The following is a 20,084-nucleotide window of genomic DNA, read 5'->3' on the forward strand; positions in this document are numbered from 1 at the left end:
ATACTTATCAAATCACTGTCTACATATATTAACCAATGATGAAGCATACTTAATTTTGCTTTGTTACATGGCTGAATTGTATAGACTATTAGATGGTTTGTTCACAGTTGTTAGTATATGTTTCCTCCAATCTTAAGAAGTACCAAATCCTCAGAATGGCAAACTTATTTAGAGCAGAATCCAGAACGATTACAAGTGTCGTCTGATAGGACTAGGTTACGATTAACAATTGATGCAGATAATATATTCGAAATAGTAAGAGATAGGGACTGTTGTCTAGCTAAAACGATACAATACTTTTGTAAAAATCAAGAAGTGCAGGATGAGCAGTTTGGCCACGCTTATATCCTTGGTGCAGTAAATGCAATTCGTAATAACTATGGTAGTTTTTCCGCATTTTTCGCATCTCAAAAAATCACCGAACGTCAACGCTCCCCTAATAAACAACTTGCCGATCAATTCTCAGCAAACCTTCAAATTTCGAGACTAGGTGAAAGCGCTCATGTCTCCCGTCAGCAACCGAGAGCCTGCATAGCCTCTGCTGAAAAAGTTCTTCCAACACCTCCCTTGCTTAACCCTAAGGTTGCGTTAAGAAACGAGTTTGATCTTTATGTGGTAAGAGATGAGGCTCACAATCAATGGTACTTCGATCCTGAAAGAAAGTTGACACCAGTGAGGCGCTTAGCACAGTGGGTGACTGATGTTCAAAAGACTAGAAGTAAAAGCAAAACAGAAAGAATTGGTGGTGCATCTTCATATATTGGAAATAGGGATGACTTCTACATAGAGCTATTGAGGAGAGAACATCTTGCAGATTTTACTAAAGAAGAAGCATTAGACACACATCGAATAGCCAGAGAAATGTATAAATACGTGCATATTGTGCCAAGTATTATAGTGGAAAGGGGTGTTGTTATTGCAAGAGACGCAGGAATAGAGGTACAAGATGGCCTCCTAAATAACGGGAAATTCTTGCATGTTCATCAGTTTGAAGGTGTATGTAAGGACTTGATGACACTAAATTATTATCAGATATATTTAAGAGATATTCACACGGGAAATATGGCCGTTTCCAATCTTTCAGCACCGGTTAAAATTATTGATACTTCAGATGCCATCGATTTTAAATATCAAAGCGGGAGACATAAAAAGGATACTTGTTGCTGGCTGTACACGACCACACAAATCAGTTTGAGCCGTGAAATGGGGGATGAGAACGCTTTTAAAGCTGGTGATAGATATGCATTAGCATTATGTATTTGCGAGAGTACCGATACAACTGGATCTATTTTTGATGCCGTTGGTGAAGGGTCTTGTCCGTATCAAAAACCAGGATATGATAGATTTTTCGACACTTGGATACAGCAACACGTAATGCCTGAGCATCAAGATAAATTCAAACTCCTACTTCGTGATCCTTTAACCTTTGTTACCAATTACAATTTACACATTCATCAAATGATAAAATGGGATGCTAAACACAAAATTTGAGTTCGATTCATTGTGCAGGTTATAACCAGAGTGAGTTCTTTGCGTGTCGCTGTAAGTATCGTGTTTGCGACAAACAGCTTTATATATAATGGTTGGACGAGAAGGGCGGATGAAGGTGAGTAACCTAAATCAATTAGCACTATTTATCTAAGACTATGTAACTTTACTTTCAATCGGTATTATTTCAATAAAACGAGAGCTGGATGCTTTTCAATCAATTTCAATGTCATTTGAACATGCGCATGTAACTAAATCTAAATGATTTTTGGATCTAGTTCACTTTTCAAACAAAAAACATTCATTTAATCAGAATGCCATACCAAGCCGTTAAATTTTGCGCTAATATCGTCCGCAAAAATAGGAATCACCAGACTGGATGTCATTTCAAGTTACGATGCCCAGTGCTGTAGCGTGCCTAATCGTTTCTTCCGGAAAGAAGGATAAATCCCTCGTTTCCACTGAAAAAGAGGAGTACCTCCTTCTTTCTGCAAGTAAATGGATTTAATTCTTTGATTTTTATATGTTTTTAAATAATTAAAGATAGCGCTGGGTGAAATCCATATAGTAGAAAAGAGGACTTATTCCTCTTAATTACACTGTTATGTACCTAGGAGAACTCGTGGACATTATTTCACCGATTAATAATTCTTTAACTTTAATTTCTAGGTTGAGAGAAATATCTAAGAATATTAATGAAGCTGAAATTAAAAATGTGTTGGCTGACCTTAGCCTTGAATTAGCTGATACCAAATTAGCGGCAGCAGGGTTAAAAGAACAAATTGTATTGCTAAAAGAAGAAGTTGCTTCTTTAAAAGCTCAACAAGTACCAACAGAAAAACCAGATTTAAAGTCAGGTTGTTACTACTTTGACGAGGATACCTCAAGATTGTATTGCACTGCCTGCTTTGACTCCAAAGGGCAAAAATGCCTTACATCCTCAGGTCTAAACGGCTTTAGAAGATGTGGTGTTTGTAAAGCAATTGCAAAATAGCAGCGGTACATACAAGTAGTTCAACAGGACAAATAATGTTTGGCTTTTTTCACTGCGTTCCAAATTTTAGCCAAACACCATTTGCCCGTTAACTGGGCATTATGCGTTTCAATACATCACAACCATTTACTTATGAAATACATGTTATCTAAATTAGTTCTTTTTATCGTTCTTATCAGTAGCAGTCATTTCAGCTTTGCATCAAACCTGAGTAACTATAAATGCAGAATCAATAGAGTATCTTTCGTCGATGGCTACAATGAAAATTCCAGAGATCTATACCAAAAAATGTACGTCGGTAAAGAGTTTACGGTTGATAGGAAAAGTGGGCTGATGGTCGGAGAATTGACAAACTCCTACATTACAAAACCACAAGTCATTGATATGGGGTCAGACGAAAATTCCTACAAAGTCGTCACTACAATGACAAAAGAGCAAGGTATTGGTTCGGGATCTAATATTTACGCTTTAACTGTCAATGAGTTCGAAGGTAGTGGAAATAAACCATTTGTCTTCTTACAAAATGACAAAGTATTTCACGGTATTTGTAAACACTTCTAAAAGGCAATTTCACCGTATAAAAAACGCATAGCAAGTGGTTCGAGGTGTCGCCTAAGGCGCACCTAAACCATGCGTTATATTTCTTCAAACATCTCAGCAAAATTCAAGGATAGAAATGAAAATCAAAAAGCTAGAGCTTAGGAATTTTCGTGGCATTTCTTATGCCTCGATTGACATCGAGAACTTTACGACGTTAATTGGCCCAAATAACATCGGAAAATCTACGATATTACATGCCATCCATATTTTATTAGATAATAAAAAGCCCCAACTTGAAGATTGGCCTAACCAAAGCCTTGAATGTGATGAATTAGAAATATCGTGTGAATTTGACCAGCTAGAGGAGTGGGAAAAGAAAAAATCTGCTATTTCTCAAATTATTCATAATAATAGGTTAAAAATTCGTGTTTTTTGCAAGGCTAATGATGAGAAAAGTTCTTATAACTGGGAGTACAGCGTCTTTTACAATAAGGAAGTATTTCCTGGTGAAGGATTAGGAATACAGAAAGCGAGACAAGATCCAGTTTTGTCGGATGTATTAACTGCATTAAACATAAAGAATAAACCTGATTACGATGCTGGCGCTGAAGATATAAAAAATTATATAAGAGAACACAAACCAGAAACGATCGAGCAAATCGAAGACTGGCATGTTAAGAAGTTTGCAAACTCACTTCAGCAAGCTATCCCTCATGTTATGTATGTGCCAGCAAGCTTTAAAATTGAAGATGATCTAAAAACAACGAGTAGTAGCCCTTTTGCCTATCTTTTTTCAAAGAAGCTCTTCCCTTTAGTTAAAGGTGATACTTTATACGAAGAATACGTTGAAAAAGCAGAGAATCTTCAAAAAAAACTTAAAGGGCAAGCTGAAGATGATTCAGTAATAGAAGGGCTAAACCCCGCTTTAGAACAAATATCAAAAACTTTAAATCAAATTCTTGATTTTGACTCTCAAGTAAAGCTCGCGGTAAATGATATAGATATTGAACCCCTATTCATGAAAGCTGCTACTTTCTTAATTAATGAAGAAGTCGAAACAAGTCTTGAGTATCAAGGTAGTGGCGTACAAAGAGCTTTGGCTTTCGCAATTCTAGAATCAAACGCAGAGGTTGAATCTGAGGTTAGCGGTGATAGAAGATCAGTTGTAGTTCTCTACGAAGAACCTGAACTATATATTCATCCACATTTAATGCGAAGACTAAAAGGTGCATTAGAGAAACGCTCTAATTCACCTAAGTGGCAAGTGATTTGCTCTACCCACTCACCTTTTTTAATTGATATAGCAAAAAATCCAGAATCACTAAAGCTGTTAAAGCGATCAGCAGACAATAATAGAACTGTTCATCAAGTATCTTCAGATATTTTTGAAAAAAATGGTGATTATGACGAGCGTTCATTATTGAGAGCAGCCTTAGATTTTCACCCAACAGTGTGTGAATCTCTTTTTGCCAAACGAGTCATTCTTGTCGAAGGTGACACGGAAGTTGCTGTTCTCGGAATGGCAGGCAGGCTTATTGAAAAATTAAAAATACAGAACACAGTAGAGAAAGACACTACGGTAATATCAGCAGGTGGCAAATGGACTATCCCTGCAATTGCAAAAGTACTTAACCACCTTAAAATTAGTTATAAAGTAGTACATGATGAAGACAGAAAAGAACTAACTGACGCCGAGCTACAAGATGTTAGAGCAATTCATCCGTATAGAGCTAACAAGAAAATTTCTGATATTGCTGGCTTGGATAATGTATTTCTCGTCAGTGACACTTTTGAACATGTTTTATGGGATCGTGAGTTGGGTGAAGAGGTTAAAAGTTCAGATAAGCCGTACAACTCTTGGAAACGAGTCTGTGACTACCTAGATGGGGACATAGAATTGAGCCAAAACTGTGAAGCAACTCTTAAAGAGATTATTCAATTTGCGTATGGTGCATAGAAATATAACAAGAAAATCCAGATAACGTCTACAACGCACCTGAACGAAGCGTTAGGCGCTAATAGCACCATCTCAGAAACATCTCGTTATCGACATAAGACAACATTATGATACTGAATCATAATGTCATATTTACGGATTGAACATATGACTCTAAAATGTTTGTCTTTCTAGAAAGGATATTTTCTATGATGCGTATAGCTATTATTGTTCTTGGGATCATGCTAACCTTTGGATGTCAGAGCTCAAGCAATCAATTAACGTCACCAACAAAGAAGCACTCCATGAACGTATCAGATAATAAACCCCTAGAGTTTTCGGGTGCTGTTGTATATGTTCCAATTGAAGGTGGCTTTTGGGGAGTTGTTACAGACAATAACAATAAGCTGGAAGGTAAAATCCCAACAGAATTTAAAGTCAAAGGACTGCGTATCAAAGGCTCATATCAAGTAATTGAAAATGCTGGGTCTTACCGTATGTGGGGTAAAGTCGTTAACTTTACAGATCTCCAAAACGAATAGTCCATTCTACTTACCGTTTTCACGCGCCTAACGCCTAAATCCAAGTGACGGTTACGGCGTACCTCATTTAGGCGGTATACGTATCTAGCCTACGTCATCATCTAAAGATAGATAATCAGAATGAGAAAAAATTTAAGAACAAAAATTATCGAGATCTGTGATAAGAAGATTTCGACTAAAGGTAATAATGTTGGATTATCTTTCTATGCTTTTTTTGCCAACAAAAATGATAACCCTGAGCTACTGATGGAAGCCGCAGAGTGGTGGATTATGAAACACAAGCTTGACCATTTCGAGAAAGCAGTAAAGATAAAAGAGATGGTACAATCTGGTCAGTAAAAGGGGTGTAGAAGTTAATGATTGAAGCAGTACTTCTCAGTACTGGTCACCATCATTTAAGCAATCATGACGGCTTCGGCGCACCTGATTTAGGCGTTACACTCTTATCGAGTTCAATATCACTATTCATCAAGCTAGAATGCATGCTGGTTCTATGACTAAACATTAAAGGCTATACATTATCATGAACATCATTCGTTATGTTTTGCTCTTACTACTAGCAATTTCAATTATTGGTTGCTCTCAAGCAAACCAAAAAGAAAGTGATTATAAAAAGAAATTTTCTTTTAATTTTTTTGAAACGGAACATTGGGTTTCTGGAGTTGTAATCGAAAAAACCATACAAGGGAAAGATGGTTCAATTTGGAAGTTCAAGTCCGATGATGGCAAAGTATATTCGTTACTAGTAAGTATTCCTAACATGGGCAGAGAACACAGTAAAAACATATCACTAGTACGACCAAACCAGCAATTAAGAATAAAAGGAATAGTTTCTAAAAGTGAAGGCAAATACAGATTGAATGCAAGACAAATAGAAAAATCAAAATAAAATACGTTAACTTTGATGTGATAAGCGATAAATTGGCAACGCTGACTACAGTGAAAGAGGTTTGCTATCTGCGCGGGAGCGAGTCTGACATTATTTCATCATTTGGTTGCTAGCCATTATGTCTACTACTGGTATACGACATTCGACCGGTTAAAGAAGTCAATCGTCAAAGCAGAGTAGCTAAATAAATTTGGACGTAGTTCCAATACTGAATACCTCGTACTATTTATGCTTAGCGGAGTAGGGCTGTAACTTCCAATGCACCCTATGGCTAACTAAGATGTTGCTATGAACAAATTTCCATTATTAGAAACTGAACGTTTAATTTTAAATGAACAAGTCCTTGAAGATGTTGAACCCATTTTTGAGATGTTTTCAGACACTGATGTCACTGAATTTTACGACTTATCTTTTAGTGATAAAAGTGAGGCTATTGCTTTAATTAATGACGATACAAAACGATTTACTGATGGAAAAGGTATCCGTTGGGCTATTAGAGATAAATCAACTAATCGTTTTATTGGTGGATGTGGTATCAATCGATTTGAGGAAAGCAACCATGTAGCTGTTATTGGCTATGAATTTTCTAAGCTATCTTGGGGAAAAGGTTTTGCAACAGAGGCTATTGGAAAGCTTGTTGAATTCATATTTTCAGAACATTGCCCAAAACACATTAATAAAATTGAAGCTTATGTAATGCTAGGCAATCGAGCTTCAGAAGTAGTTTTAGAAAAGCATAATTTCAAATGTGATGGAGTGTTAAGAGCGCATGGTTATTGGAAAGGCGCTTATCACGATTTGAAAGTATTCTCGTTATTAAGAAATGAGTTATGAAGCAATCAATCATTGGTTACCGTAAAGATGAAGAAGATGACTGGGTAGCAGAATTGAACTGTGGTCATTTTCAACATGTTAGACATCAGCCACCATTTATAAATCGACCTTGGGTGGTTTCTATTGATGGACGCAAAAAGTTTTTAGGGCATAAACTAGATTGCAAAAAATGCGACTCTAACGCACCAAAAGATTTTTGATCCATCTCTAAAATATCAGCACCAAATTTACCCAATGGATTTTCATCTACACATAAGCATATTTACATTTTCAAGATTTACGGTTCTGAAGTTTGCTGACAAAAAAAGTAGGGCATTCTGACCTTGCTGGAAAATCCAAGTCTGAGTGTCAATTTACAATTGTAGGCACTCTAGTTACTTCTAAATAGTATTTAACATAATATAGATTGTGCGCATACCTGTATGTAAGGTTCAAGCTAGGCAGGTTTGTTAGTTTTAAAGCCTAACTTGTTGAAATTACGCTCTAACGCTACGTGAATAATTCTCGAGTTTAGTATCTAAGGTACAGAACTATTCACGTAGCGACGCCTTGTATTCGTATTATTTTATTCCTGCCAAGTGATCCATTGGTTTTGATGCGGCACTTTGGGCGCGTTCAAAATCTGTTGTATGAATATATAAACTGGTTGTATCAATACTTTCATGACCGGCGTCAGCCTGTACATGGGCTAATGGTCTATGGTTTAGATTAATGTCGTGGCTGATGCCTGTGTGTCTAATGTTATGTGCCGTGAGTTCTCTCATTTGCTGCGCATCTAATTCAAATCCATCTTGTTGAGCATTATCCGCAGCGAGATTAATAATGGTTTGAACATCTTCTCTTATTTGGCGAATACCTAAATTGGCATTCAGAATGCCTTGTTCACGACCTCGACCTGATGCGCGATGTCTAACAAACAATGGCGTATTCTCATTTAAAGTTGGAGATTCAGGTAATTTAAGAAATCTTCGATAACTTTTAAGTGCGTTTAGTAATGATTTAGATACTGAAACACTGCGTTTTTTGCCACCTTTACTTTTCGGTATGTAAAACAGCCAAACACCAGTTTGTTGGTTTTGTCTAAATTGTCCCATTACAGGAGAATATCCAGCGCGAGCTGAGACTTCTGATATCCGCAAATAACAGCTATATAATAGTTGTATTAAAAATTGATGCCTTTGATAAATATTTGGGTTCTCAAGAGCCAATTTTTGAACTGTTGTAATCACATATGACCATTGTAATTCAGTGAAAATTGGTAATTTTTCATCTGAAGATTCCATTTTATAGCTTTTATTTTTACCAAACCGACTATGGTTAAGCCAGATTTGAGCAACATTTCGCTCACAGTATTCTTCTGTGATCAAATAATTGTAAAACGCAGATAAAATGGCAATTTTGGTTTTAAGCGCATTGTCACTCAATGTATAAGGTATTGGGCTGCCATTCGCTTTTTTACCTATGAATGGTCTCCAATTTGGGTTTGGCTGTCGTAGCTCATCTTTACCTGTAAATTGAGCCACATTGAAATATCCGGTCAGTGCTTCTGGTGGATTTTGGCAGTAATTAATGTACTTAGCCATATCTTTACGTGTCATCTGTATTGGAGATAGTTTTGCTATATCAAAACACCAATGAAAAAACGTAGTGATTTCACTTCGATACGCTTTGTAGTTATTTTCGCTATGCCTTTCTTCATAAAGCCAATCTGCAGCATGCTCTAGTAATAAGCTTGCGTCCTCTACAGATGAAAGACTAACGTTGGTGATATATTGATTAACAACAGGATTCCCTTCAAGTATGTGTTCTGGCTTGTCGAAAATCGGAATTACAGGTGGAAGTAGTTTCATTTGTTTTCTTATATGAATTGCCGATAACGGTGATTATCGGCATTAAGCTAATTGAAGTTGTCAGCTTGAGTTAAGGTTTTGTGAGCTGTTACACAAATTTAAACTTTGTCATTTTTGTTCGATTTACAAAACAATAATGCTACTTTTGCTTGTTATCAGCTAAGAAATCAAAATGAGTGTTGATTTGTTGACCTTGGTATTCGGCGCTAACAAATAAGCGCCATACCATATAACCACTAGCGCATGAACCTAGCATAAACTGGCTATCGTAGGTATTTGATTCAGTTTGAGATATAGCTACAGGAATGATGCCCATGAACATATCCCTCCCCTCTAGGCGGGCTTTTACATTTGTGAGTGTTTTATCAACAGTTAGACGTAAATGTAAATCTTGTTCACTTGGCACCTCTTCAGGACTAATTTTTATTGTAAAATTAACACCTTTCGATGAATTTGTGCACGAATTGTCTATAAAACTGCATAAAGTAGGATCTGAACTCCCTTTTTCTACATTTTTCGTGTCTTTTTGACCACAGCCAATTAATCCTAAGCTTATGATTAACGGTAATAAAATTCTTAAAATTGTCATATCGCCCACTGCAAATTGTCCTTTATTAGTTTTCGCTCACATTCTGGTCGCAAACATGATCCAGATCAATTTTGATAACAAGTCATAGGTATCTTTTTGACGGTGCCTTTAGTAAAATACCACTGCTTTGCAAACCTTTATAACTGTTGTGCAAGCAATGCAACAATGCCCTTTCGTTTTTTTGAATATAAAACAATCGATTTGGCATTAATTTAACCAGGTATAGCTTTGCTCTACCTAAAACTATAAGTAAAAGTAATAAGCAGTGGAAGCAATATGATGAACCATTCCCAGCCTACAGGCGCTGATTACAATTACACCGTTGTCCGCCAATTTGCCTTAACCACTGTTTTGTGGGGTATTGTTGGTATGGCAGTCGGTGTTCTTATTGCAGCTCAGTTGATCTGGCCTGCATTGAACTTCGATACTCCATGGCTAACGTACAGTCGTCTTAGACCTCTGCACACTAACGCCGTGATTTTCGCGTTCGGTACCTCAGCCCTTTTTGCTACTTCGTACTACATTGTCCAAAGAACTTGTCAGACAAAATTATTTGCGCCTAAATTAGCTGCATTTACATTTTGGGGTTGGCAAGCGATTATCCTTTCAGCAGCAATTACGTTGCCGTTAGGTATCACTACATCTAAAGAATATGCCGAACTTGAATGGCCGATTGATATCGCCATCACCATTGTTTGGGTTGCTTATGCGATTGTATTCTTCGGAACCATCATTAAGCGTACTACATCACACATTTATGTAGCTAACTGGTTCTTCGGTGCATTTATTATCACCGTAGCCGTGTTGCATATTGTGAACTCAATGGCCATGCCAGTTAGCCTGTTTAAATCATATTCGATTTACCCAGGTGCTATTGATGCAATGGTTCAGTGGTGGTACGGACATAACGCAGTAGGTTTCCTTCTGACCGCTGGTTTCCTAGGTATGATGTACTACTTCGTTCCTAAGCAAGCTGAGCGTCCAGTATATTCTTATCGCCTGTCTATTGTGCATTTCTGGGCACTTATCGCTCTTTATATTTGGGCTGGTCCTCACCACTTGCACTACACTGCTCTACCTGACTGGACTCAGTCTTTAGGTATGGTAATGTCTTTGATTCTATTCGCTCCTTCTTGGGGTGGTATGATCAACGGTATCATGACTCTGTCTGGTGCATGGCACAAACTACGTACTGACCCAATTCTACGTTTCTTGATTGTATCTCTGTCTTTCTACGGTATGTCTACCTTCGAAGGCCCTATGATGGCAATTAAGACTGTTAATGCTCTTTCTCATTACACAGACTGGACTGTTGGTCACGTTCACTCAGGTGCACTTGGTTGGGTAGCTATGGTTTCTATTGGCTCTCTTTATCACCTAATCCCTGCAGTGTTTAATCAAGGCCGCATGTACAGTACTTCACTGATTAATGTTCACTTCTGGTTAGCGACTGTCGGAACTGTTTTGTACATTGTTTCTATGTGGATTTCTGGTGTTATGCAAGGTCTGATGTGGCGTGCAGTTAACTCTGACGGAACACTGACTTATAGCTTTGTTGAGAGTATTGAAGCTTCATATCCATTCTACTTTGTTCGATTCCTTGGTGGTGCAATCTTCTTAACCGGTATGCTATTGATGGCATACAACGTTATCAAGACTGTTAAAGCCCCTGAAGGTTCATTGAAGAAAGTTGAAGCATAAGGAGTAGATACGATGAAATTTAATCACGAGTTTATTGAAAAGAACATCGGTCTGCTTGGTATCTTTACCGTTATTGCTATCAGCTTTGGTGGTTTGGTTCAAATTACACCGTTAATTTTTCAAAAAGATACTACAGAACCTGTTAAAGGCCTGAAACCTTACACTGCATTGCAGCTTGAAGGTCGTGACATTTATATTCGCGAAGGTTGCCACGTTTGCCATAGCCAAATGATCAGACCTTTACGTGCAGAAACTGAACGTTATGGTCATTATTCTGTTGCTGGTGAATCTGTGTGGGAATACCCATTCCTTTGGGGTTCTAAGCGTACAGGTCCTGATTTAGCCCGTGTTGGCGGTCGTTACAGTGATAAATGGCATGAAGTGCATTTATTAGACCCACGTGCAGTGGTTCCGCAGTCTAATATGCCTGCATTTCCATGGTTAGCAGAAAATACGCTTGATGGCGAAATGACTGCTAAGAAAATGGAAGTTTTCCGTAACTTCGGAGTGCCATATACAGATGAAGATATCAAAGGTGCGCAAGCTGCAGTTAAAGGTAAAACTGAAATGCAGGCACTGATTGCATATCTACAATCATTGGGGCACGCCCTTAAATAAGGAGGCAATATATGGATTACGGCACATTACAAGGGATTTTGACCATTATTGTAATGATCGTCTTTATCGGTATATTCGCTTGGGCTTATAGCTCGCGTCAGAAGAAGAATTTTGATGAGGCGGCTAACCTTGTGTTTTCGGATGAGGAAAACTCTAACGAGAAGGACTCTACTAAGGAAAACAATAAGGACTCAGGAGAGCAAAAATAATGTTAATGAGTAGCTTCTGGAGTGTTTGGATCACAGTTATTACATTATTTGTAATTGCAGCCTGCTTTATTTTGCTGCAACTGTGTAACAAAAACCACACAGATGTCGAAGAAGGAAAGTCCATGGGACACTCTTTCGATGGCATCGAAGAACTAAACAATCCACTACCTAAGTGGTGGAAATACATGTACCTAATCACTATTGTGTTTGGTCTAGCTTACCTAGCTCTATATCCAGGGCTTGGCAACTACAAAGGCCTTTTACAGTGGAATAGTTCTAACCAAAGTGTTGGTTATGAAAAAGGTATTAAAGAAGACTCTAAAGCGGCAACTGAACTTGCTGCTAAAGAAGGTCGTTACGTTCAGTATGACGCAGAAATGAAAAAGGCTGATGCAACTTATGGTCCTATTTTCGCAGCATACTTGAAAACACCTCTGGAAGAGTTGGTTAAAGATAAAGAAGCGTTAAACGTTGGTAAGCGTCTGTTCGTTCAAAACTGTGCTCAGTGTCATGGTTCAGATGCTCGCGGCGGTAAAGGCTTCCCTAACCTAACTGATAATTCTTGGTTATACGGTGGCGATTTAGCAACGATTAAAACTTCTATCATGAATGGTCGTAACGGTATGATGCCTCCTAAAGGTGGTCTACCAATTCAAGATAGTGAGTTGAAAGCGTTAACAGAATACATCTTTACCTTAAACGGTCGTGAAGGTGACAAAGAGCTTGCTGCGCAAGGTCATGCGTCATTCATGAAAGGCTGTTTTGCTTGTCACGGTATGGACGGTTCTGGTAATAAATTTATGGGTGCGCCTAACCTGAAAGATAAAGCTTGGGTTTATGGTGGTTCTCGTAAGGCGATTCTTGAAAGTATCACGAATGGCCGTAGTGGTGTTATGCCTGCTTGGAAAGATATTCTAGGCGAGGAAAAAGTCCACGTTATTACTGCATACGTTTATAGCTTATCTCACCAAGATAAGAAGTAACGTAGTTGAAGAGGCCTCGATTTTTCGAGGCCTTTTTTAAGCCTTTTCACAAATTAGAGTTCAGTTTTAATATCAAAAAAGACTAAATTGTGAGAGTATTTTTTGGTATTAAATCTCCCTCTAGGGATTTGTTGTATAAAGCTGTTGTTTATAAAGCTTTAAAGATTACGAGTTAAGAGTATAGAAATGGAAACACCTACAGCTTGGTACAAGCAATTTTGGCCTTGGTTTTTAATTATTCTCCCGCTAACAGTGGTTATTGCTAGCATCACTACTTTGTTCATTGCTGCAAAATACTCTGATACAGTCGTTGTTGATGATTACTATAAAAAAGGTAAAGGCATCAACCAAGATAAACATAGAGAACAAAAAGCACGTGCGATGGGGCTTCAGTTTTCAATTGAAGTTAAAAAGAATGAAATTCTCATTCAACAACATGGTGGCACAGCTTATAAAGCGGCGTTAATTGTTGATTTTTATCATCCAACCATTGAAGAAAGAGACTTCAATGCCCTCGCCTCTGCTGATGGTAACTCTGTTTACCGAATCGATCCTAAACAACCACTTAATGGCGATTGGGTTGTTCAAATTGAAGGCTTTGATAAATCTTGGCGCTTAAAGAAACGCATTACTCTAAAAGACGGCGTTGAAAGCTGGCTAAACTAGCTGAATTACTATGAGCCAAGATAAGCAATGCTATCACTGCGGGGAATCAGTCCCCGCTTCTGTCGATCTAACGACTGAAATAAATAACTGCTCTCAACCAATGTGCTGCATTGGTTGCCAAGCGGTTTCTCAAGCGATTATGGATGCCGGGCTTAAGAATTATTATAAGTTCCGCACTGAGCCTGGTACTAAGCAATCAGAACTCGTACCCGATGAACTCAATAGCTTTAGCGCTTATGATTTAGACGAAGTGCAGCAAGAGTTTGTACATTCTGATGATGCTGATATTCAAACAGTTTCTCTTTCTATTGATGGTATCACTTGCGCTGCTTGTGCTTGGTTGATTGAACACAAACTAAAGCAACTCAATGGCTTGCAAAAAGTCATGGTTAATTCAACCACGCAACGAGCCCTAATTTCTTGGGACAAAAATCAACTTAAACTCAGTGATATTCTGCAGCAAATTAGTGCGATTGGTTATGTCGCAGCGCCTTATCAAGTCGATGAACAGGAAGATAAATCTAAAAAATCAAGTAAACAGTTTTTATTAAGGCTTGGTCTAGCGGGCTTTTCGACCATGCAAGTGATGATGTTCGCACTTGCATTGTATACTGGTTACTTTACTGATTTAGATACCGAATTTCGTGACTACTTCCGTTGGGTAAGTATGATTTTCGCGGCGCCTGTTGCACTGTATTCTGCCCAGCCTTTTTATTTTAGTGCTGTTCGCTCTTTGCTTTCTGGTCGAATCAATATGGATGTGCCAGTATCCATTGCTATTGGCGGTGCTTTTATTGCTAGCTGCTTTGCCACCTATCATGGCGTTGGCGAAGTGTATTTTGAATCTGTTTCAATGTTTACTTTTTTCTTATTGCTTGGGCGATATTTCGAACAAAAAGCAAAACAAAAAGCGTCGGTTAGCTCTAGCAATTTGCATAAGTTAGTGCCATTAACTGCGGTTTTAGTAAAAGACAATGAACATGTCGAAATAGCGGCGAAACAGTTAAAAATTGGCGATATCATTCTGGTCAAACCCGGTGAAGTGGTTGCTGCTGATGGAGTTATCGTCGATGGTAATTCTAGTTTTAACGAGTCAATGTTAACTGGTGAGCACCTTCCTTTTGATAAAGGTCTTGAGCAGCAAGTGTATGCCGGCACGATTAACGTTGAACAGCCTGTAAAAGTTAAAGTTAATGCAATTGGAAACGAACAGTTCGTATCTGAAATCATTCGTTTACAAGAATTTGCATCGAATAATCGCCCTGCTATCGCATTGATCGTTGACAAATTATCACGCTATTTCTCTGCAGCTGTTTTAAGTTTGAGCTTAGTCACGTACCTTGTTTGGCATTTCTTTATCTCTGCTGATGATGCATTCTGGGTCACGCTATCGGTTCTTGTTGCCACCTGCCCTTGCGCTCTCGCATTGGCAACACCGACGGCCGTCACTTGTGCCACCGCGATGTTTACTAAACTCGGCATAATCACCCGCAAGTCAGGTGTATTTGAAACGCTGCCTAAGATTAAGCATGTTGTATTTGATAAGACTGGCACCCTGACCTATGGTCGCTTACAAATACATAGTGTTAAGATTCTTGATAATTCCGTAACTAAAGAGACCGTTCTCAATTATATTGCGGCGCTAGAGCAAGGATCTGAGCACCCTATCGCTAAAGCATTTAGAGAACACTTAGATCTAAAACGACATTCTGTGACTGATATTGAGCATCATGTTGGCAAAGGTATTAGCGGAAGCATAGATGGAAACCTTTTCTTTGTTGGCAAGTCTGTATCAGCACAAGATAAAACGTCGACTAAGCAAACGATCTCATTATTAAAAAATGAACAATTAATCGCTGAAGTTACTTTGTCTGATGAAATACGTGAAGATGCAAAATTAAGTATCGATCAGTTGAAGCAACACAAATTGAGTTTATCGATTGCAAGTGGTGATCAATCGGGTCATGTCCAAACTGTTGCGTCAACGTTGGGAATAACTGATGTGCATTCAGGCCTGACACCAAGTGAAAAGTTGAGCCTAGTAAAAGAGTTTCAATCAAATAAGCATAAAGTCGCTATGTTTGGTGATGGCATCAATGATGCCCCTGTATTATCTGGAGCCGACTTGTCGGTGGCCATGGGAAGCGGTACTGCAATCGCTAAAAATAGTGCTGATTTAATTCTACTTGGCGATAAGTTGTCTCGTTTTGTCGATGCGATTGAAGTTGCAAGTAGAACAACTCGTATCATCAAACAAAACCTTATGTGGGCGTTAGGTTACAACTTAGTTGTCCTTCCATTAGCAATGAGTGGTAATATTGCACCCTATGTTGCGGCCATTGGTATGTCTGCAAGTTCACTTATTGTAGTTAGCAACAGCCTAAGACTTTTGAAGGACTCAAAATGAGCATCATTTATTTACTTATTCCTATAGCAATGATCTTCGTGGCCATCGCTGTTGCTATTTTTTTCTGGGCTGTGAAATCTGAGCAATTTGATGATTTAGACAGGCAAGGTTCTTCCATCTTGTTTGAAGATGACGATACTCAATCTACTAATTCTAAAACAGACAAATCTAATGACTGACTATGATTTTGTTGCGGCTTTCATTGTTGGCTTAATGGGAGCTGCACACTGCTTTGGCATGTGTGGTGGATTGATGGCTGCACTTTCAAGTAATACTCCACAAAAAATTCAGGTCGGTGAAAATCTTCTACTAAAACAATTGAAACTGCTATTTAGTTATAACATTGGCCGTGTCTTGAGTTACACTACGGCAGGAGTCATATTAGGTGGCGCAGCGGCAAGTCTCAAAGGACTGTTCTCAATAGATCACTACTTGATTATTCTTAGGATTTTTGCTGGAATAATGATGCTCGTTACAGGCTTATATCTATCTTCGATTTGGCAAGGTCTAACAAAGGTGGAGAAAATAGGGAATTATTTTTGGCGATATTTAAAGCCAATGGCAACTAAGTTGCTCCCTATTGAAACAGTGCCGAAGGCCTTAATAGCCGGAATAGTTTGGGGTTGGCTGCCATGTGGGTTAGTATATTCGACACTGACATGGTCAGTTGCTAGTGGTTCAGCCATTAATGGTGGACTCATTATGTTTGCTTTTGGCCTAGGAACCATGCCCGCACTGTTAAGTATCGGGGTTGCATCCAGAACAATTTCCAGCTGGGTGCAGAAAAGAAAAGTTAGGTTGTTAAGTGGGTTGTTAGTAGCAAGCTTTGGTGTTCACACACTTTGGATTGCATTTAATCAACTTTAACCGCTACCTAACTGATTTGTATATTAGTAAAAATGTAATCCCTACCATTGCATTTTTAGTGTTACGTTTACATAACTATTAAAAGATTACAGAGAAGAATTGGAACAGCCATGGCTATAGAACTAAAGAAAAATCAAAAAGCTCACGTTGGTTGCACCATTCATTGCCATGATTGCAGCATGAGTGAATTATGCATCCCAGTTGCGCTTAATAGCAATGAGCTAGATCAACTAGATAGCATTATTGAAAGAAAAAAACCCATTCAAAAAGGCGAACAGGTTTTTAAATCAGGTGATGAACTTAAGTGTTTGTATGCCATTCGCTCAGGTACCATCAAAAGTTTTACTATTACAGAGCAAGGTGAAGAGCAAATTACTGGCTTTCATCTTCCTGGTGATGTCATTGGTTTTGACGGAATCAACCAAAACCAACATCAAAGTTTTGCGCAGGCTCTAGAAACATCTATGGTCTGTGAAATCCCCTACACGACCCTTGATGATCTTGCCGCTAAAATGCCAAAGCTTCGTCAACAAATCTTCAAGCTAATGAGCAGCGAAATCATGAATGATCAAGATATGATTTTATTGCTTAGTAAAAAAAGTGCAGACGAAAAGCTTGCAGCTTTCATTAGTACACTTGCCAATCGTTTTGGCAGCCGTGGCTTCTCGCAAAAAGAGTTTCGTTTGACTATGACGCGAACGGATATTGGTAACTACCTTGGCTTAACCGTTGAAACAATAAGTCGTATTTTGGGGCGTTTCCAAAAATCAGGTTTGATTGAAGTTAATGGAAAATACATCACTATTTTAAATTTCGATGAACTCAAAAAAATGGCGGGTACAGCAAGAATTGTTTAAATAGGATATTTTTGATTTAAGACAATAAGTTACCCTCCATTTAAGCGACAATATCATTAGGGCGTGCCCTTGCGAAATGATTTGTCGCTTAACTTTAATAATCTATTTGATATGGAGGGAATAATGCAAAAATTTAACAATTTACTAGTAGTCATCGACCCTACCTCAGAGCATCAAGTTGCGCTTGAACGTGCAATTGAACTCAGCCAGAAAAATAATTCAAAAATGACAATCTTTCATTCGGTGTTTGATTTGTCTTATGAAATGACCTCTATTCTTTCCATTGAAGAGCGTGATGCAATGCGCAATGGTGTACTGGACCAGCGTCGTGCTTGGTTAGATGATCTAGTTGATTCATATTCTACCGATGGCATTGAAATTTCAAAGCGAGTGATTTGGCATAACCGCCCTTTTGAAAGCATTATTGAACTCGCTATCGAAGAAGATTTCGATGTTATTATCAAAGGCACGCATGAACACGATAAATTAAAATCGGTCATCTTTACTCCAACAGATTGGCATTTAATGCGTAAAGCACCAGAGCCAGTACTACTTGTTAAAGAAAAAAATTGGTTTAGCGGTGGAAAGATACTGTGTGCAATCAACTTAGAAGAAGATGATAATCATCGCCACTTATCCCACTCTATTATTGAACACGCTCAATTTATAGCAAAACAATTTAACGCTGAAGTGCACCTTGTCAACGCCTTTCCCGGTACGCCAGTTAATATTGCTATTGAGTTACCTGACTTTGATATGGTTAATTATAATGAGTCAATGCGTGAGCAGCATCATGATGCACTTCTTAAAGTTGCTGAACAATTTGATATCGCAAAAGAGCACTGTCATGTACTAGAAGGTTTACCTGAAGATGTTATCCCAGAGTTAACCGAAGAACTTAGCGCTGAATTAGTGATACTTGGAACCATAGGAAGAACCGGCATTTCAGCAGCTTTGATTGGCAATACTGCAGAGCACGTTATCGATAATATTAATTGTGACCTGCTTACTCTAAAGCCAGATGGATTTGTTTCGCCATTATCACCAAAATAAATTAATTAAGTGACTCCTACACTTTACCAGCAATAGCTTTACTGGAATAATACGCGCCTTATGTTAAGCAAGGCGCGTTTTTTTATGTCACAAGAATCACAATCAATGACTGAATTATCAAAGAAGCAACAAACACGACAAAATAAACTTCAGAAAAAGTTACGTCGTGAAGTCGGAAGTGCTATTGCTGATTACAATATGATTGAAGATGGTGATCGCGTCATGTGTTGCTTGTCTGGAGGAAAAGACAGTTATGCAATGCTTGATATTTTGCTTAATTTGCAGCAACGTGCTCCAATTAGCTTTGAAATTGTTGCTGTAAATTTAGATCAAAAGCAACCCGGCTTTCCTGAAGATATTTTGCCTGCATACCTTGATGGCTTAGGCATTGCCTATCACATTCTTGAAAAAGATACTTATTCTATCGTTAAAGAAAAAATTCCTGAAGGTAAAACGACTTGTTCACTTTGTTCACGTTTAAGACGTGGAACTTTGTATGGTTTTGCTCAACATATTAATGCTACAAAAATAGCACTGGGTCATCATCGTGATGATATTATTGAAACTCTATTTTTAAATATGTTTTACGGTGGCAAGATGAAAGCTATGCCTCCTAAATTATTATCAGATGACGGAGCTAACGTAGTCATACGTCCTCTTGCGTACTGCCGAGAAAAAGACATTGCCGAATATGCTGAGCTAAAGAAGTTCCCAATTATTCCATGCAACTTGTGTGGCTCACAAGAAAACTTAAAACGCCAAGCAGTTAAAGATATGCTCAAACAATGGGATAAACAACACCCTGGTCGTATTGAAACGATATTTACTGCAATGCAAAACACTGCACCATCCCAAGGTGTTGATAGGGAACAGTTTGATTTTGTTTCTTTAAAACGTGATCCTAATGCTAAGAATACTGGCTCAGTTTCCGAAGCAGATCTCCCAGCATTTGACTTTACAGATGTGAGTAACAGTGGACATATTAATTTAGATATGACTCAGCGTATTGATGTAGTTAATACGTTTAAACCATAATTGCTTTTATAATATGCCCGATTTTT

23 protein-coding genes are annotated in these 20,084 nt (G+C 38.3%); 21 read left to right on the forward strand and 2 right to left on the reverse strand.

All coding sequences use genetic code 11. The annotated features are described in order from the left end of the window. Positions 1-117 precede the first annotated feature (117 nt). The 10 genes from AC1EU0_RS06240 to AC1EU0_RS06285 all read left to right on the forward strand — a co-directional run bounded on the left by AC1EU0_RS06240 (position 118) and on the right by AC1EU0_RS06285 (position 7,423). Positions 118-1,491, forward strand: coding sequence for a hypothetical protein (locus AC1EU0_RS06240; protein WP_480301261.1), 1,374 nt, complete (start codon positions 118-120; stop codon positions 1,489-1,491). Positions 1,492-2,110: 619 nt separating this feature from the next. After that, complete coding sequence (locus tag AC1EU0_RS06245; protein ID WP_480301262.1) at positions 2,111-2,482, forward strand: hypothetical protein; 372 nt, start codon at positions 2,111-2,113, stop codon at positions 2,480-2,482. Positions 2,483-2,521: 39 nt separating this feature from the next. Next, positions 2,522-3,043 (forward strand): hypothetical protein, encoded by a 522-nt coding sequence (locus tag AC1EU0_RS06250; protein ID WP_480301264.1) that lies wholly within the window; start codon positions 2,522-2,524, stop codon positions 3,041-3,043. 115 nt (positions 3,044-3,158) lie between these two features. Then, positions 3,159-4,979 (forward strand): ATP-dependent nuclease, encoded by a 1,821-nt coding sequence (locus AC1EU0_RS06255; protein WP_480301266.1) that lies wholly within the window; start codon positions 3,159-3,161, stop codon positions 4,977-4,979. 188 nt (positions 4,980-5,167) lie between these two features. Next, positions 5,168-5,500 carry a hypothetical protein gene (locus tag AC1EU0_RS06260; RefSeq protein ID WP_480301267.1) on the forward strand — a complete coding sequence of 111 codons (333 nt, stop codon included), beginning with the start codon at positions 5,168-5,170 and terminating at the stop codon, positions 5,498-5,500. A gap of 120 nt (positions 5,501-5,620) precedes the next feature. Beyond that, positions 5,621-5,839 (forward strand): DUF6500 family protein, encoded by a 219-nt coding sequence (locus AC1EU0_RS06265; protein ID WP_480301269.1) that lies wholly within the window; start codon positions 5,621-5,623, stop codon positions 5,837-5,839. 17 nt (positions 5,840-5,856) lie between these two features. Further along, positions 5,857-5,997, forward strand: a complete 141-nt coding sequence (locus AC1EU0_RS06270) for a hypothetical protein (RefSeq protein WP_480301270.1) — start codon at positions 5,857-5,859, stop codon at positions 5,995-5,997. Positions 5,998-6,023: 26 nt separating this feature from the next. Further along, a complete protein-coding gene (locus AC1EU0_RS06275) occupies positions 6,024-6,389 on the forward strand; it encodes a hypothetical protein (protein ID WP_480301272.1) in 366 nt (121 codons plus the stop codon). 288 nt (positions 6,390-6,677) lie between these two features. Continuing rightward, positions 6,678-7,223: a GNAT family N-acetyltransferase gene (locus AC1EU0_RS06280; RefSeq protein WP_480301274.1), complete on the forward strand. Its 546-nt coding sequence runs from the start codon at positions 6,678-6,680 to the stop codon at positions 7,221-7,223. Next, on the forward strand, positions 7,220-7,423 hold the full coding sequence (locus AC1EU0_RS06285) for a DUF3565 domain-containing protein (RefSeq protein ID WP_480301276.1): 204 nt from the start codon (positions 7,220-7,222) through the stop codon (positions 7,421-7,423). Before AC1EU0_RS06280 ends, AC1EU0_RS06285 begins: the two co-directional genes overlap by 4 nt. A gap of 360 nt (positions 7,424-7,783) precedes the next feature. On the opposite strand, the gene AC1EU0_RS06290 is transcribed toward AC1EU0_RS06285, so the two are convergent. Together AC1EU0_RS06290 and AC1EU0_RS06295 are read right to left on the reverse strand one after the other, a co-directional pair. Continuing rightward, positions 7,784-9,073 carry a tyrosine-type recombinase/integrase gene (locus AC1EU0_RS06290; RefSeq protein WP_480301278.1) on the reverse strand — a complete coding sequence of 430 codons (1,290 nt, stop codon included), beginning with the start codon at positions 9,071-9,073 and terminating at the stop codon, positions 7,784-7,786. A 139-nt stretch (positions 9,074-9,212) separates the two neighbouring features. Then, a complete protein-coding gene (locus tag AC1EU0_RS06295) occupies positions 9,213-9,662 on the reverse strand; it encodes a hypothetical protein (protein WP_480301279.1) in 450 nt (149 codons plus the stop codon). A gap of 276 nt (positions 9,663-9,938) precedes the next feature. Between AC1EU0_RS06295 and ccoN the strand changes: the two genes are divergently transcribed. From ccoN to ttcA, 11 genes are all read left to right on the forward strand, one after another. Further along, positions 9,939-11,363, forward strand: a complete 1,425-nt coding sequence (gene ccoN / locus AC1EU0_RS06300; protein WP_480301280.1) for a cytochrome-c oxidase, cbb3-type subunit I — start codon at positions 9,939-9,941, stop codon at positions 11,361-11,363. A gap of 12 nt (positions 11,364-11,375) precedes the next feature. Next, the gene (gene ccoO / locus AC1EU0_RS06305; RefSeq protein ID WP_480301282.1) at positions 11,376-11,981 is read left to right on the forward strand and encodes a cytochrome-c oxidase, cbb3-type subunit II; all 606 of its coding nucleotides are present in this window, start codon (positions 11,376-11,378) and stop codon (positions 11,979-11,981) included. An 11-nt stretch (positions 11,982-11,992) separates the two neighbouring features. Then, positions 11,993-12,190, forward strand: coding sequence for a cbb3-type cytochrome oxidase subunit 3 (locus AC1EU0_RS06310; protein WP_480301284.1), 198 nt, complete (start codon positions 11,993-11,995; stop codon positions 12,188-12,190). A gap of 5 nt (positions 12,191-12,195) precedes the next feature. Then, on the forward strand, positions 12,196-13,173 hold the full coding sequence (gene ccoP / locus AC1EU0_RS06315) for a cytochrome-c oxidase, cbb3-type subunit III (protein WP_480301563.1): 978 nt from the start codon (positions 12,196-12,198) through the stop codon (positions 13,171-13,173). Positions 13,174-13,359: 186 nt separating this feature from the next. Further along, positions 13,360-13,839, forward strand: a complete 480-nt coding sequence (locus AC1EU0_RS06320) for a FixH family protein (protein ID WP_480301285.1) — start codon at positions 13,360-13,362, stop codon at positions 13,837-13,839. Positions 13,840-13,849: 10 nt separating this feature from the next. Then, entirely contained in the window at positions 13,850-16,246 is a 2,397-nt protein-coding gene (locus AC1EU0_RS06325; RefSeq protein ID WP_480301287.1) for a heavy metal translocating P-type ATPase, read from the forward strand. Then, positions 16,243-16,425 (forward strand): cbb3-type cytochrome oxidase assembly protein CcoS, encoded by a 183-nt coding sequence (ccoS, locus tag AC1EU0_RS06330; protein WP_480301289.1) that lies wholly within the window; start codon positions 16,243-16,245, stop codon positions 16,423-16,425. The genes AC1EU0_RS06325 and ccoS overlap by 4 nt, the downstream gene beginning before the upstream one ends. After that, positions 16,418-17,113 carry a sulfite exporter TauE/SafE family protein gene (locus tag AC1EU0_RS06335; protein ID WP_480301291.1) on the forward strand — a complete coding sequence of 232 codons (696 nt, stop codon included), beginning with the start codon at positions 16,418-16,420 and terminating at the stop codon, positions 17,111-17,113. The genes ccoS and AC1EU0_RS06335 overlap by 8 nt, the downstream gene beginning before the upstream one ends. A 110-nt stretch (positions 17,114-17,223) precedes the next feature. Further along, on the forward strand, positions 17,224-17,970 hold the full coding sequence (locus AC1EU0_RS06340; protein WP_480301292.1) for an FNR family transcription factor: 747 nt from the start codon (positions 17,224-17,226) through the stop codon (positions 17,968-17,970). A 123-nt stretch (positions 17,971-18,093) separates the two neighbouring features. Continuing rightward, entirely contained in the window at positions 18,094-19,023 is a 930-nt protein-coding gene (gene uspE, locus AC1EU0_RS06345) for a universal stress protein UspE (RefSeq protein ID WP_480301293.1), read from the forward strand. A gap of 84 nt (positions 19,024-19,107) precedes the next feature. Continuing rightward, positions 19,108-20,058, forward strand: a complete 951-nt coding sequence (gene ttcA / locus AC1EU0_RS06350; RefSeq protein WP_480301295.1) for a tRNA 2-thiocytidine(32) synthetase TtcA — start codon at positions 19,108-19,110, stop codon at positions 20,056-20,058. Positions 20,059-20,084 lie beyond the last annotated feature (26 nt).

The sequence above is a fragment of the Parashewanella sp. 2210YD4-3 genome, from assembly GCF_056591735.1.